The sequence below is a fragment of the Pseudomonas sp. R151218B TE3479 genome, from assembly GCF_053629195.1.
The window spans coordinates 2,869,839-2,884,783 of sequence record NZ_JBRJHV010000001.1 but is presented as its reverse complement, the minus strand read 5'-3'; the positions used below and the strand labels follow the sequence as shown (position 1 = coordinate 2,884,783).

Annotated in this window: 13 protein-coding genes; 3 read left to right on the top strand and 10 right to left on the bottom strand. The window is 62.2% G+C overall.

Annotated elements, in window-relative coordinates; translation table 11 throughout:
• Positions 1-98 precede the first annotated feature (98 nt).
• Both AB7M32_RS12900 and AB7M32_RS12895 read right to left on the bottom strand, forming a co-directional pair.
• Positions 99-860, bottom strand: coding sequence for a CHAD domain-containing protein (locus AB7M32_RS12900; protein ID WP_454250112.1), 762 nt, complete (start codon positions 858-860; stop codon positions 99-101).
• A gap of 83 nt (positions 861-943) precedes the next feature.
• Entirely contained in the window at positions 944-1,234 is a 291-nt protein-coding gene (locus AB7M32_RS12895; protein ID WP_060738562.1) for a hypothetical protein, read from the bottom strand.
• A gap of 207 nt (positions 1,235-1,441) precedes the next feature.
• On the opposite strand from AB7M32_RS12895, the gene AB7M32_RS12890 reads away from it, so the two are divergent.
• Positions 1,442-2,479 (top strand): patatin-like phospholipase family protein, encoded by a 1,038-nt coding sequence (locus tag AB7M32_RS12890; protein WP_454250111.1) that lies wholly within the window; start codon positions 1,442-1,444, stop codon positions 2,477-2,479.
• Between the two features lie 117 nt (positions 2,480-2,596).
• On the opposite strand, the gene AB7M32_RS12885 is transcribed toward AB7M32_RS12890, so the two are convergent.
• The 6 genes from AB7M32_RS12885 to kdpF form a co-directional block, all read right to left on the bottom strand.
• Positions 2,597-3,295, bottom strand: a complete 699-nt coding sequence (locus AB7M32_RS12885) for a response regulator (protein WP_454250110.1) — start codon at positions 3,293-3,295, stop codon at positions 2,597-2,599.
• A 64-nt stretch (positions 3,296-3,359) separates the two neighbouring features.
• On the bottom strand, positions 3,360-6,011 hold the full coding sequence (locus AB7M32_RS12880) for a DUF4118 domain-containing protein (protein ID WP_454250109.1): 2,652 nt from the start codon (positions 6,009-6,011) through the stop codon (positions 3,360-3,362).
• Between the two features lie 130 nt (positions 6,012-6,141).
• Entirely contained in the window at positions 6,142-6,687 is a 546-nt protein-coding gene (kdpC, locus tag AB7M32_RS12875) for a potassium-transporting ATPase subunit KdpC (protein ID WP_454250108.1), read from the bottom strand.
• Between the two features lie 189 nt (positions 6,688-6,876).
• A complete protein-coding gene (gene kdpB / locus AB7M32_RS12870; RefSeq protein ID WP_454250107.1) occupies positions 6,877-8,931 on the bottom strand; it encodes a potassium-transporting ATPase subunit KdpB in 2,055 nt (684 codons plus the stop codon).
• A 10-nt stretch (positions 8,932-8,941) separates the two neighbouring features.
• Complete coding sequence (kdpA, locus tag AB7M32_RS12865; protein ID WP_454250106.1) at positions 8,942-10,636, bottom strand: potassium-transporting ATPase subunit KdpA; 1,695 nt, start codon at positions 10,634-10,636, stop codon at positions 8,942-8,944.
• 8 nt (positions 10,637-10,644) lie between these two features.
• Complete coding sequence (gene kdpF / locus AB7M32_RS12860) at positions 10,645-10,734, bottom strand: K(+)-transporting ATPase subunit F (protein WP_454250105.1); 90 nt, start codon at positions 10,732-10,734, stop codon at positions 10,645-10,647.
• Between the two features lie 396 nt (positions 10,735-11,130).
• Here kdpF and eat point away from each other — a divergent pair, with 396 nt between their 5' ends.
• Both eat and AB7M32_RS12850 read left to right on the top strand, forming a co-directional pair.
• A complete protein-coding gene (gene eat, locus AB7M32_RS12855) occupies positions 11,131-12,495 on the top strand; it encodes an ethanolamine permease (protein WP_072408386.1) in 1,365 nt (454 codons plus the stop codon).
• 119 nt (positions 12,496-12,614) lie between these two features.
• Complete coding sequence (locus AB7M32_RS12850; RefSeq protein WP_003183831.1) at positions 12,615-12,782, top strand: DUF2897 family protein; 168 nt, start codon at positions 12,615-12,617, stop codon at positions 12,780-12,782.
• A gap of 211 nt (positions 12,783-12,993) precedes the next feature.
• Here the strand turns inward: AB7M32_RS12850 and AB7M32_RS12845 are convergent, their stop codons facing one another.
• Both AB7M32_RS12845 and AB7M32_RS12840 read right to left on the bottom strand, forming a co-directional pair.
• Entirely contained in the window at positions 12,994-13,845 is an 852-nt protein-coding gene (locus AB7M32_RS12845; protein ID WP_454250104.1) for an urea carboxylase-associated family protein, read from the bottom strand.
• A 76-nt stretch (positions 13,846-13,921) separates the two neighbouring features.
• A complete protein-coding gene (locus AB7M32_RS12840) occupies positions 13,922-14,890 on the bottom strand; it encodes an MraY family glycosyltransferase (protein WP_454250103.1) in 969 nt (322 codons plus the stop codon).
• Positions 14,891-14,945: the final 55 nt, after the last annotated feature.

Genomic DNA, 14,945 nt, shown 5'->3' with positions numbered 1-14,945 from the left:
GGCTTGCTCGCGATGGCGGTGTATCAGTCAACCTGTATGCAAACTGACCCACCGCCATCGCGAGCAAGCTCGCTCCCACAAGGGGAAAGGGAGTGGATTCAGGATTTTTCGAAGCAACTGGCAATCAGCTTGTCGAGCACCTTGTCGGACTTGGCCTCGGCCTTTTCCATCGTGGCGTGCCAGGTGGGCACGCAAGCTTGCAGGTCGGTTTCTTCCTTGGCCCTGGCCAGCCATTGCCAGCAATCGTGCCAGTCGCCCAGCGCGCCCTGGGCGGACTTGAGCCGTGGCATGGCGGCTTCGGGCAGGCGGTCGAGCTCAGGGTAAGCTTCGATGGCGTAGCGCACGCGCTTGATCAGCAGGCGCAACCGGTGGCGGTCATGGGCGGGATCACGCAGGGCTTCGCCGAGTTTCTTCCACTGTTTGTCCAGGCGCTTTTCGATGCGTTTGCGCAAGCCCTTCAGCAGCCCCTCACGTTGGGCGGCGCGAACGAAGCGCGGGAAGGCATCGAGCATCATCAGCAACTGGGCCAGTTCAACACTCGCGGCCACGGCGGGATAGGCATCGGCCATTTGTATCTGGCGTCGCCGCGCCGCTTCGGCCTGGCCATGTTGTTCAAGGTAAGCCGCCAACACCTCCCGGTCGCGCAGGGGCGTGGTCAGGGTGCCCACCGCCGAAGCCGCTGCTTCCAGTTGTTCGACGCCGGGCAATCCGCGCAACGGACGAAGCAGGCTGCGCAAACGGCGTACCGTGGTCCGCAGGTCATGCAGCGCTTCGCTGTCGGTGTGGGCATTCAAGCGGGCCTGACAGGCCAACAGGCGGACTTCCAGGCCCAGTATGCGGGCCACCAGCCGATCGATCATGGAACGTACTCCGTACGCAGCTTTGAGCTGCAAGTGGAAGCAGCGGGTATCGCCCTCTTGCAGCTTGTAGCTTGCGGCTGCCTTTATCGTCCCGCGCGGGATTCGCGAATGTAGAAACGCGCCTTCTCGGCTTTCTTGGAGCAGCCTTCGAACGCTTCGAATTGCTGCTGGGTCTTGGCGCCCGTCAGCAGAGACAAGGCCTTGGAGTAGCTGACGGTGCCGGCAAAGCCTTCGGCCTTGGCCAGGTCCAGTTCACGCCAGGCGCTGTCGAGCTGGCTGCCACAACTGTCGCGGTAAGCGGTTTTGCCTGCGCAACCGGCCAGGGCCAAAATCATCAAAGATGCCACCAAGGGCAGGCGGATCCGGGCTTTCATCAATAACACCTCAGGTCAGGTCAACAGTCGTGCTGTTAAGACGGTGGCAACGGCGAAAAGTGCCTTGCTTGACCGCGTAAATTCAAGCGTGGCCGAGCATACGCAAATGCCGTCGCAGCGTGTCAAAAAACGACGTCTTCGCCACAACGATTGAGCCGAGCCGTCGATGAGTGCATTGTTGAAGTCTGTTCGACAAGAGGCCGGGTCATGACAAAACGTGTCGCATTGGTATTGGGCTCGGGTGGCGCCCGGGGCTATGCCCATATCGGGGTGATCGAAGAAATCGAACGACGTGGCTACGACATTGCCTGCATCGCCGGTTGTTCCATGGGGGCTGTCGTGGGAGGGATCTATGCGGCGGGCAAGCTCGAGGAGTACCGCAACTGGATCGAAAGCCTGGATTACCTGGATGTTCTGCGCCTGGTGGACGTCAGTTTTCGCCTGGGGGCGATCCGCGGCGAGAAGGTCTTTGGGCAGATCCGCAAGATCGTCGGCGAACTCAACATTGAAGACTTGCGTATCCCCTACACCGCCGTCGCGACCGACCTGACCAACCAGCAGGAAATCTGGTTCCAGGAAGGCTGTCTGCACCAGGCAATGCGCGCCTCGGCGGCGATTCCCAGCCTGTTCACACCCGTGATGCAAGGCAATCGCATGCTGGTGGATGGCGGCCTGCTCAATCCGTTGCCGATCGTGCCGGTGGTGTCGAGCCACTGCGATTTGATCATCGCGGTCAACCTCAACGCCACCAACCAGAAACAGTACCGATTACCGGTGATCCCGCGCCCCGCCGCGTTCAGGCGCCGCTTCGACACCCTGGTCAGTTCCCTGGGCTCGCGCCTGCCGTTTCGCCGCAAGCAGGCCGAGCAGTTGTTGCTGCTGGAGCAGGAAGCCTTGAAGGCCGAGGCCGCCGACATCAACCCGTGGATCGACTCGGCCGAGCCCGAGGGCCAACAACCGGCTGCCGCGCCAGAGAACGAAGGCGCACCGAAATCCGCCACCGGTTCATTCATCATCGATAACGTCGGCCCGGCTTCGTTGCTGGACTTGATCAACCAGAGTTTCGAAGTGATGCAGACCTCGCTGGCCCAGTACAAGATCGCCGGTTACCCGCCGGATGTGCTGATCAACGTGCCGAAACGGGTGTGCCGGTTTTTCGAGTTCTACAAAGCGCCGGAGTTGATCGCCTTGGGGCGGGAGATTGCCAGCGATACCCTGGACCGCTATGAGCGTGAACAGAACTAGGCATTTGCGCTGACTGTGGGGGCCTCATCGCGAGCAAGCTCGCTCCCACGCTGAGTCTGCGGTGAACCCTGTGGGAGCGAGCTTGCTCGCGATGGCGGCAGCCCGGACAACACAGAACTAAAGCCCACCCTCCCCCAACAACCGATACCCCACCCCCGCCTCGGTCACGATGAACCGCGGTCGGGTCGGATCGTCGGCCAGCTTCTGGCGCAGGTGACCGACCACGATCCGCAGGTAATGACTGTCTTCGGTGTGGGTCGGGCCCCAGATGTCCTTGAGCAATTGCTGCTGGGTGATGACCCGCCCCGGGTGTCGCGCCAGTTGCGCCAGGACGGCGTACTCCTTACGGGTCAGGGCCACTTCGGTGCCGTCCAGCAGCACCCGTCGATAGGCCAGGTCCACCGTCAGCGGGCCGAACTTCAGCGCGGCCTCCTGTGGCTCGCCGGCCGGGGCCTGGCGCAACAAGGCACGGATGCGGGCGAGGAATTCCTGAATGCCGAACGGCTTGGTCACGTAATCGTTGGCACCGTTGTCCAGCGCCTCGACTTTCTGCGCTTCGCTGGCCCGCACCGAGAGCACGAGCACCGGCACCGTCGACCATTGACGAAACTCGCGCAACACCTGTTGACCGTCCATGTCCGGCAGGCCCAGGTCGAGTACCAGCAGATCGGGCTTGTTCAGCGCCGCCTGGGCAAGCCCTTCGGCACCGGTGCCGGCTTCCAGCACCTTGTAGCCTTGGGAGCTCAAGCTGATGCGCAAGAGTTTGCGGATCTGCGGTTCGTCATCGATGACCAAAAGGGTCGCGGTCTGGCTCATGAGGTTCGTTCGTTGCAATCCAGTGGAAAGGCACGCAAGTGACAAGAGAGTATCTCAGCCAGGCTCAAGCTTCATCGTCCATGCCTGGTTGCGCCTGCAACGGCAAGTGCAACGTGATGCAAGTGCCGCGTCCGTCGAGGCCATCGGCCACGCTGATTCGCCCGCCGTGGGCACCGACCATGCCCTGGCAGATCGCCAATCCCAACCCTGTGCCCTGCCCGCCCCGATCACCGCGCGCGGCGGTATAGAACATATCGAAGATTTTCTCCCGCTCCTCTTCAGGAATGCCGGGGCCTTCATCGGCCACGGCAAAAAACACCTCGTTGTCGGTCGCCCCGACGCCCAGCAGCAGGCGTCCTTGGGCTGGCGAGAACCGCGCCGCATTCTCCAGCACGTTCACCAAAGCCTGCTCGATCAACGCCGCATGCACATACAGCAAGGGCAATTCAGCCGGCACTTCGACCGTGAGCGTCAGGGGCGCCAACACCACTCGCAGGCGATTCAGCGCACTGCCAACGATATCGGCCGGGGCCACCCAGTCCCGCGCCAGTTTCAAAGCGCCGTGGCCCAGACGAGTCATGTCCAGCAAGTTCTGGATGTAGCGATCCAACCGCTCGGCTTCATCGCGAGTGCCTTCGAGCAGCTCGCGACGATCAGCCAGCGGGATCGCCTCCCCCAGCGCCAACAGGCTGTCGATGCTGCCGCGCATGGCGGTCAGCGGTGTACGCAGATCGTGAGACACGGAAGCCAGCAAAGCGCTACGCAGTTGCTCGGTCTCGCCGTGCAGACGCGCCGCTTCCAGGTCCTGGGCCAGTTGCGCACGGGCCAGCGCCTGGGCCAATGGCTGACTGAGGGCCGCCAGCAAACGGCGACGCTGACCACTCAGGGGCTGGCCTTCTTTCGGGCAGACACCCAGCAACGCCAGCGGCCCGCCTTCCGCCGACAACGGCCACCACCACCAACGCCCGGAGGGCAGTGTCCCGGTGCCGGCGCCGGACGACTGATCGTGCTGCCAGGACCAATCGGCCGCCGCGCGCTCGGCTTCGGTGAAGGTCAACGGCTCACCGCTTTCGACCTTCCAACCGCCCTGGCTATCGCGGTTTAGCAGGCATAGCTGCAAGTCGTGCCAACCGTTGAGGTGCTGCGCGGCGGCGCTGATCACGGCCTGGCGGTCAGTGGCGGCAGTGAGTTTGCGCGACAGGTCCAGCAGTTCGCCGGTTTCCTGTTGGGTGTCGCGCAGGGCCTGCAACTGGCGGCGCTGGCGAGCGGCCAGGTTGCCGGTCAGGGCCGCCATGAGCAGGAAAAACACCAACGTCAGCACGTCTTCTTCGCGCTGGATGGTCAGGGAAAAATTCGGCGGGATGAACAGGAAATCGTAGGCCAGGAACGACAGCGCCGCGCAGGCCAGCGCCGGGCCGAGGCTGCTGCGTACGGCCACCAGCAACACTGCCATCAGGAACACCAGGGAGATATTGGGCAAGGCCAGCAATCCCGAGATTCCCCAGGCCAATGCGCTGGCCACCACGGTCGCCAGCAACGCCAGCACATAATCGAACCTGGTCTGTACGGCGCCTGAGTGCACACGGGCGGGACGCGGTTGCTCATCGCTGTCCAGCACGTTGATTTCCAGGCCCCGGGCATCGCGCAGCAGGCGCGAAGCGAGGCCGCCGCCAAACAGCCGTCGGCGCAGGCGCGGCCGGGACTGGCCCACCAGCACCAACGTGGCGCGACGTTCGCTGGCGTGCTGGATCAGCGTCCTGGCCACTTCGCCGGCCCGCAGCAGCACTACTTCGCCGCCGAGGCGTTCAGCCAATTGCTGGGCACTCTGCAAGCGCTGGCGCGAGGCCTCGTCACGGGCGCTGCCATTATCCACATGCACCAGGCTCCACGGCAGATGCCGACGCTGGGCGACGCGACTGGCATGGCGCACCAGGCGTTCAGCCTGCACATCACCGTCCACCCCCACCAGCAAGCGCCCGCGCACCGCCGGCGCGGCCTGGCCCAGTTGTCGATAGCCCAGGGCCAGGTCATTGTCGACCTGGGCGGCGGCGGTCTGCATCGCCAGCTCACGCAACGCGCTCAGGTTGGTCTGGGAGAAAAACGCATCGATCGCCGCCCGGGCCTGTTCCGGCACGTAGACCTTGCCATCGCGCAGACGCTCCAGCAGCTCACGGGGTGGCAGGTCGATCAGCAGCAGTTCATCGGCTTCCTGCAGGACCCAGTCCGGCAACGTCTCGCGTACCTGCACCCCGGTGATGCCGCGTACTTGGTCGTTGAGGCTTTCCAGATGCTGGACATTGACCGTGGTGTAGACGTCGATGCCCGCTGCGAGCAGTTCCTGAATGTCCTGCCAGCGCTTGGCATGGCGGCTGCCGGGGGCGTTGCTGTGGGCCAGTTCGTCCACCAGGACCAGGTGCGGCCGGGCGGCGAGCAAGCCGTCGAGATCCATTTCCTCGAGCATCACGCCGCGATATTCCGAACGCACCAACGGCTGCTGTGCCAGACCGCCGAGCAGCGCTTCGGTTTCGCTGCGACCGTGGGTCTCCACTACCCCGGCGATGACTATCACGCCTTGGCGCAGTTGGGCATGGGCCGCTTGCAGCATGGCGTAGGTCTTGCCGACACCCGGAGCCGCGCCAAGAAAGACCTTGAGCCGACCACGGCCGTTACGGGGCAGATTGGCTAACAGTGCATCGGCGCGGCCGGAGTCGCTCATGCTGGGGATTCTCTTATTCAGATGGTTCGAACACCCTGTGGGAGCGAGCTTGCTCGCGATAGCGGCAGGCCAGCCAACCTTGATGGTGACTGATGTACCCCTATCGCGAGCAAGCTCGCTCCCACAGGTTCTACAGTTTTTCCAGGGCCAGGTTCAGCGCCAGCACATTCACCACCGGTGGGCCCACCAGGGGTTGCTCGATGTTGTCGTCGAGCAGTTGCTGCAAGGTCGAGGCCGGCAGGTTGCGCGCGGCGGCGACACGCGCCAGTTGATAGGCAATTGCCGCCGCAGGCAAGTGCGGATCCAGTCCGCTGCCGGAGGTGGTCAGTAATGCCAGCGGCACCGGCCCCTGACCCGGCACCTGAAGTTTGCGGGCGTCATCGATCACCCGTGTGGCCAGGGCCGGATTGCTCGGGGAGAAATTACTGGCGCCGCTGGCGACCGTGGCGAAGGCACCGGCCGATGGCCGTGAATGAAACCAGGCATCGCCGGTGAAGTCCTGGGCGATCAGCGTCGAGCCACGAACTTTGCCGGCGGCATCGACGATCAGGCTGCCGTTGGCTTGGGTGGGAAAGGCGACCTGCGCCACGCCGGTGACCACCAGTGGGTAGGCGACACCGGTGATCAGGCTCATCAGCAATAACAGGCTCAAGGCCGGGCGAATCAGAGTGGACATCCAAATATCCTCGGTTTGAAAACACATTTGTGGTGAGGGGATTTATCCCCGCTGGGCTGCGCAGCAGCCCCAAAAACAGTCGTTCTCGTTTGCCTGACACACTGAGGTATCAGGCTTGGGGGCTGCTGCGCAGCCCGGCGGGGATAAATCCCCTCGCCACAAGGTCAGCGGTGCATCTCGATAACTACGTCAAACCAGCCCCAATGCCGTCAGCAACATATCGATCGCCTTGATCCCCACGAACGGCACCAGGATCCCGCCCAGCCCATAGATCAACAGATTGCGCCTCAGCAGTGCCGCCGCGCTTGCCGCTTGCACGCGCACGCCGCGCAGGGCCAGAGGGATGAGCACGACGATGATCAAGGCGTTGAAGACAATGGCCGACAAAATCGCGCTCTGCGGGCTGCTCAGGTGCATCACGTTCAGCACGCCGAGCTGTGGATAAATCGACGCGAACAGTGCCGGCAGGATGGCGAAATACTTGGCGATGTCGTTGGCGATGGAAAAGGTGGTCAGCGCCCCACGGGTCACCAACAGTTCCTTGCCAATCTGCACCACATCGAGCAATTTGGTCGGGTCGCTGTCGAGGTCGACCATGTTGGCCGCTTCCCGCGCGGCCTGGGTGCCGTCGTTCATCGCCATGCCGACATCAGCCTGGGCCAGGGCCGGGGCATCGTTCGCGCCGTCGCCGCACATGGCCACCAGCCGACCGTCATTTTGCTCGTGACGGATACGCGCCAGTTTTTTCTCCGGCGTGGCCTCCGCCAGCACGTCGTCGACACCAGCCTCGGCGGCAATCGCGGCGGCAGTCAGCGGGTTGTCGCCGGTGACCATCACCGTGCGAATCCCCAGCTTGCGCAGCTCGGCAAAACGCTCACGGATGCCGGGCTTGACCACGTCCTTGAGATGAATAGCGCCGAGCAGCTTGCCGTCCGCGCACACCAGCAACGGCGTACCGCCGCTCTGGGCGATCTTGTCGACCTCCCGCGCCAGGGCCGGCGGCAATTCATTGCGTGCAAGACCGATGAAATCCAGCAACGAGTCCACGGCGCCCTTGCGGTAGATGCGCCCCTGATAGTCCACCCCGGACAAACGGGTTTCGGCACTGAACGGCACGGCCGTCAGCGCGTCGACGCCCGGCTCGGACTGTGGGTGCAAACCTCGCAGATACTCGACGATGGACTTGCCCTCGGCCGTATCATCAGCCAACGAGGCGAACAGCGCGCCTTCGGCCAGCTCCTTGGCACTCACACCAGGGGCGGCATAGACCGCCGTACAACGCCGATTGCCAAAGGTGATGGTGCCGGTCTTGTCCAGCATCAGCACATGCACGTCCCCCGCCGCCTCGACCGCACGGCCGGATTTGGCGATCACGTTCAGGCGCACCAACCGGTCCATCCCGGCGATGCCGATGGCCGACAGCAGCCCGCCGATGGTGGTGGGAATCAAGGTGACCAACAGCGCCACCAGAAACACCAGCGGCAGGCTGGCATTGGCGAAATGGGCGAACGGTTGCAGCGTCACCACCACCAGCAGAAAGATCAGCGTCAGGCCGATCAGCAGGATATCCAGCGCCACCTCGTTCGGCGTTTTCTGGCGCTTGGCACCTTCCACCAAAGCGATCATGCGGTCCAGGGTGGACTCGCCTGGATTGCTGGTGATGCGTATCAGCAGCCAGTCGGAGACCAGCCGCGTATTGCCGGTGACGGCCGAGCGATCTCCGCCGGACTCGCGGATGACCGGCGCCGATTCACCGGTGATCGCCGCCTCGTTGACCGCAGCGATGCCTTCAATCACCTCACCGTCGCCGGGGATCATATCGCCGGCCTCGACGCGTACCACATCGCCTTTGCGCAGACGGGTGGCGGGGATTGTTTCAAACCCGCTGGCAGTCTGGCGACGTGCGTTGAGACCTTCGCTGCCGGCCTTGAGGCTGTCGGCCCGGGCCTTGCCGCGCCCTTCGGCCAAGGCTTCGGCGAAGTTGGCGAACAGCACGGTGAACCACAACCACAGCGCAATTTGCGCGGCGACGAAGGTCGGCACCGTAGTGTCGGGAATGAAGCACAACACGGTGGTGAGGATCGCGGTCAGTTCCACCACCAGCATCACCGGGGCACGGTGCAACTGGCGAGGATCGAGCTTGACGAAGGCTTGCACCAACGCTGGCCGCCAGAGGGCCGACAGGTGGGTCTTCGGTTGTTCCGGCGCCTTGGCGGCAACGGTTTTGCTCATCGGCATATTCATCATCAGATCCTCAGAAGCCCATGCTCAGGTGTTCGGCAATCGGCCCCAGCGCCAGGGTCGGCAGGAAGGTCAAGCCGCCCACCAGCAGGATGGTCACGGTCAACAAGGTCACGAACAGCGGGCCGTGGGTGGGAAAACTGTTCTGGCCAATCGGCGCGGTCTTCTTCAAGGCCAGGCTGCCAGCCAATGCCAGCACCGGCAGGATGTAGCCGAACCGGCCGATCAACATGCCCAGGCCCAGCATCAGGTTATGAAAGGGTGTATTGGCGCCGAACCCGGCGAATGCCGAACCGTTGTTCGCCCCCGCCGAGGTGTAGGCGTACAACAACTGGCTGAAGCCGTGGGCACCCGGGTTGCTCACCGCTGCGGCAGGCCCCGGCAGGCTCGCGGCGACGGCTCCCAACACCAGCACGCTGACGGGCATCACTAGCAGGGTTGCCACCAACAGTTGCACCTCTCGGGCGCCCAGCTTCTTGCCCAGGTATTCCGGGGTGCGACCGATCATCAAGCCGGCCAGGAACACGGCGATCAATACGTTCAACAGCATGCCGTAGAGCCCGGCCCCGACGCCGCCGAAGATCACCTCGCCGACCATCATGTTCACCAGCGATACCAGGCCACTGAGCGGGTTGAGACTGTCGTGCATGGCGTTGACCGAGCCGTTGGACGCTGCCGTGGTCGTCACCGACCACAGCACCGTGGCGGTGGTGCCGAAGCGCGTTTCCTTGCCTTCCAGCGGCGCGGTCTGTTCGATGGCAGGGTCGTTCAGGGCCGGGTTGGGCTGGTATTCGGCCCACAGCGACGTCGCCCCACCGATCAGGAACAGCGCCAGCATGCAAGCGATGATCGCGCGGCTCTGACGCAGGTCCTTGACGTAATGCCCGAAGGTGAACACCAGCGCGGCGGGAATCAGGATGATCGACGCGAGCTCAAACAGATTGCTCCAGGCCGTCGGGTTTTCGAACGGGTGCGCCGAGTTGACGCCGAAGAAACCGCCGCCGTTGGTACCCAGTTGCTTGATCGCGATCTGGCTGGCGGCCGGCCCCAGCGGGATGACTTGGTCGGCGCCCTGCATGGTCACCCCGTGCGCATAGTGCGCGAAGGTCTGCGGCACGCCCTGCCAGACCAGGAACAACGCCAACAGCAGGCACAGCGGCAACAGCCCGTAGAGAGTGGCGCGGGTCATGTCGACCCAGAAATTACCCAATGTCGTGGCGGACTTGCGCCCGATTCCGCGACACAGCGCCACCAGCACGGCCAGGCCGGTGGCGGCGCTGACGAAGTTCTGCACGGTCAGGCCGACCATCTGGCTCAGGTAGCTGAGGGACGCTTCACCGCTGTAGGACTGCCAGTTGGTGTTGGTCATGAAACTCACGGCCGTGTTGAAGGCCTGGGTCCACTCCATGCCGGGCAGTTGCTCGGTATTGAGGGGCAGATGGCCCTGCAGCAGCAGAATCGCAAATAGCAACACAAAACCCGCCAGATTGAACGCAAGCATGGCCAGGGTGTATTTCTGCCAGCTCTGCTCAGCGCTGGAATCGACACCGGCCAGGCGATAGCAACCGCGCTCCACCGGGCCGAGGATCGGGGAAAGCCAGGTGCGCTGGCCTTCCATCACCCGGTAGTAAAAACGCCCCAGAAAAGGTGCCGGAATCAGCACCAGGGCGAAAAAGGCGAAGATCAGCCCGTAGTCATAACCGTGCATAGCCGCTCCTAGTTCCGATCGGCGCGCAACAGCGCAACCAGCAGATAAATGAACAGCGCCACTGCCAGCAGCAGCGACACCCCGTCCAGAACAGTCATGGGATTTCTCCGTGGTACGGCGTCGTGCCGTGTGTGGGGTGATTGTCGGCAGGGAGGCTGTAAAGGAACGAGATCGAAAGAGGGCTTGGGGGATAAAGAAAGTGTAAAAAATGAGCGGTTGGTTGGCCGGGCTGGCCGTATCGCGAGCAAGCTCGCTCCCACATTTTGATCTGTTGTGAATACAGAATCTGTGTCTCCCCTGTGGGAGCGAGCTAGCTCGCGATGAGGCCCGGATAGGCGCCGACGCTCCGAACTGGGGCACAAAACCAGGGCATCCGGCAGCGAACATCCCCGATACGACACGATTTCACCCATTACGACCGCTCCCGCCACACTGGCACGCCCACTGCACTGCCACTCCCCAGCGCTTTTGCTATGGATCGAGGGGAGCCACCAATGAACACACAACTCAAACCCACCCTGGGCACCCTGCATTTATGGGGCATTGCCGTCGGCCTGGTGATTTCCGGCGAGTATTTCGGCTGGAGCTATGGCTGGGGCGTGGCCGGAACGCTGGGTTTCCTGGTGACGTCCTTCATGGTGGCGGCCATGTACACCTGCTTCATTTTCAGTTTCACCGAACTAACCACCGCCATCCCTCATGCCGGCGGGCCGTTTGCCTACAGCCGTCGCGCCTTCGGCGAGAAAGGCGGATTGATTGCCGGGCTGGCGACGCTGATCGAGTTCGTCTTCGCGCCGCCGGCCATTGCCCTGGCCATCGGTGCCTACCTGAACGTGCAGTTCCCGGCGCTGGACCCGAAACACGCGGCGGTCGGCGCCTATATCGTGTTCATGGGCCTGAACATCCTCGGGGTCAAATTGGCGGCGACGTTCGAGCTGATTGTCTGCGTCCTGGCGGTGGCCGAACTGCTGGTGTTCATGGGCGTCGTGGCCCCGGCATTCAGTTTCAGCAGCTTCGCCCTTAACGGCTGGGCCGGTTCGGATGTGTTCGGCGCGCCAGCCATTGCCGGAATGTTCGCCGCGATTCCCTTCGCCATCTGGTTCTTCCTGGCCATCGAAGGTGCGGCCATGGCCGCCGAAGAAGCCAAGGACCCGAAACGCACGATTCCCAAGGCCTACATCAGCGGCATCCTGACCCTGGTGTTCCTGGCGATGGGTGTGATGTTCCTGGCCGGCGGCGTCGGCGATTGGCGCACCCTGTCGAACATCAACGATCCCCTGCCACAAGCCATGAAAACCGTGGTCGGCGAAAGCTCCGGCTGGCTGCACATGCTGGTCTGGATCGGCCTGTTCGGCCTGGTGGCGAGTTTCCACGGGATCATCCTGGGCTACTCGCGGCAGTTCTTCGCCCTGGCCCGCGCCGGCTACCTGCCCGCCTCCCTGGCCAAACTGTCGCGTTTCCAGACCCCGCACCGGGCGATCATCGCCGGTGGACTGATCGGCATTGCCGCGATCTACAGCGACGGTCTGATCAACCTCGGCGGCATGACCCTGACCGCGGCGATGATCACCATGGCCGTGTTCGGTGCCATCGTCATGTACATCATGAGCATGCTCAGCCTGTTCAAGCTACGTAAAACCGAGCCCAACCTGGAACGTACTTTCCGCGCACCGGGTTATCCGATCGTGCCGGGGATCGCCTTGTTGCTGGCGCTGGTGTGCCTGGTGGCGATGGCCTGGTTCAACGCACTGATTGGGCTGATCTTCCTCGGGTTCATGGCGGTAGGCTTCGTCTACTTCATCCTCACCGCACAACTGCGTGCGGACGCGCCCGCCGATGCGATGCTGACCGGGCTTTGAGGTGAAGCCGGCCGAACGGGCGTAGTATGGAACCACTGCGAACAACCTTCGCTCATAAGTGGTAGGTGCGATGGATCGGCGAATGTTCGTCCGTCCCTCGCCCCCTCAAGGAGAACCTTATGCCCTGGTATGCCTGGTTGATTCTGATTGTTGCAATCGGCTCGATCGTTGGTGGTCTGATGATGCTGCGCGACACCGCCAACAAGGTCGAATTGACGGACGAGCAGCGCAAGCGTGTTGCCGAGCGCAACGCGGAAATGGATGCGAAGGAAGCCAAGGATCGTTGAGTGCTGGCTGGCTGGCACAACACTGTGGAGTAGTGCCTGACACAACACTTTTGTGGCGAGGGGATTTATCCCCGTTGGGCTGCGCAGCAGCCCCAAAACCTGTCACGCGGTCTATCTGATCGACTGGGTGGGTTTTAAAAGGGGCCGCTGCGCGCCCCAGCGGGGATAAATCCCCTCGCCACAGAAGGCCACGTCCTGTCCGCCTACTGCGTTACTTCTCCCAATCCGCCTTGGCAATATGCAACCCATGCAACCCGTTGTACGCCGCCCGCTCAGGCTGGCTCCAGCCCTCCAGCAATGAATCCTCCAACCGATAGATCTCCACACCCAGCGGACGACAGACGCTGAGAGGATCCTGCGCATCCGGCCCCCACATGGCCAGCGACAGGTCACCCCCTGGGCAGGTGGACAGGGCGCACAACAGATCGATCTCGGCAAAGAATTCCAGATAATCGCCCTTCTGCGCCGGACAGGCCTTCATGAAGTACATGTCGTCATGATTGAGCCCGGTACACTGGAAAATATTCAGCACGTCGTGCACGTCGAACTCGGTCAGGCCGTGGGGCAAGACCGCACGGGTCAGGTTCGAGTGGCAATGGTGATGAAAGTCTTCGCCAGTGAGCATTTTGTTCACGTACGGGTCACAGCGTGTTCCCAGTAAATCATGCAGCCGCCCGCCATGCTCGTCGATGCCATAGCCGGCCAGGCTGTCATCGGTGATGGTCACCAGCGGTCGCAGGAACGGCAGGTTAGACCACAACCGATCATGGGTGGTGACGTGGGCGCCCTGAAGCTGGCGAGTACGCGCCGCCCACAGGCGCTCCCGTGGGTCGTGGGCGTTCCAGACGTTGAAGTCCCCCACCTGCGGGCCCACCGGGGTCGTGACGCGGAACACATGACCGGCGGGTACGTGCCAGGCGCGGCCGGTGCGGATTGGCACTTCGAACTGTTCGATCAGGGTGCGTTTGTCCTGCTGCGCTCGGATGCGGTCGTAGAAGGGTTTGTCCACTTGCAGGGCTGAGCCTTTGCTGACTTGGTAGGCGGCTGGGTAGTCTTTGTGCATGGCATCGTTCCTCATATCCAACGGTTGGGCGAGAAGCGCTCTAGTTTAATGATGGGCTTGCCGAAAAAACCGGCAGTTAACGAACCTCCACATCACCGGCTCGGAACTTTAACGCCAGCAGCACCAGAGGTAAGTACGCTACAAGCAATCCGACAATACCTTCCAGCTTCTCATCAACTACCAGGAAAGCGACTGGCAACAACCACATCATGGTCAATGCTCCGGCCGCCAATGACACAGGTAAATGCCGTTCGTAATAACGTGAGGCAAATTGATAAGCATGACTGCGGTGAGCTTCATAAACTTTCTCTCCTCGCAGTAAACGACGTATCAACGTCAGAGTAGCGTCCACAATGAAAACACCAAGGAGGATCAGCCACGCAAAAAACAAATCGGACGATACCCACGCAGCCTGAAGCGTGAAAATCCCAAACGTCATGCCTAGGAAGCCACTCCCCACGTCGCCCATGAATATCTTGGCGGGTGGAAAATTCCAGCATAGAAACCCCAGGACAGCGCAGCCAAGCAAGAGCGGCACCTCGATCTGAGAATCCCCCTTCAGCCAATGCAACACGGCGACGCTAGCGCACACGGATATCGCTTCAATCCCGGCGATGCCGTCAATCCCATCCATGAAGTTATAAAGATTGAGCATCCACACCAAAAAAAACGCAGCGACGACGTAACCAATCATGCCCAGGTCAACAATCAGTCCAAAAATGGAAATAGGAGCAAGACCACCAATCCAGTACAACGCCCAGAATGCGGCAAGAAAATGGCCCAGAAGTCGCCACCTTGCAGGAATATCACGGTGGTCATCCCAAAAGCCGTTGATGGCTACGAATGAGCCAGCGCCAAGCAACGCGGCTAAATACTCGGGAGATAGGAGATTTAAATGAAACAAAGCCAGCAAGGCCGTCAGAAAGCTCAAGACGATGGCGAGGCCTCCCCCTCTAGGGGTGGGAGCCGTATGGGAACTGCGCGCGTTAGGTAAATCGATAAGACTATGCGACAGCGCATAGCGACGCAGGATCCACGTCAGCATAAAAGCCGCAGTTATGATAAGTGGGAAAGCTAACCACGACATTAAGGAAACCTCG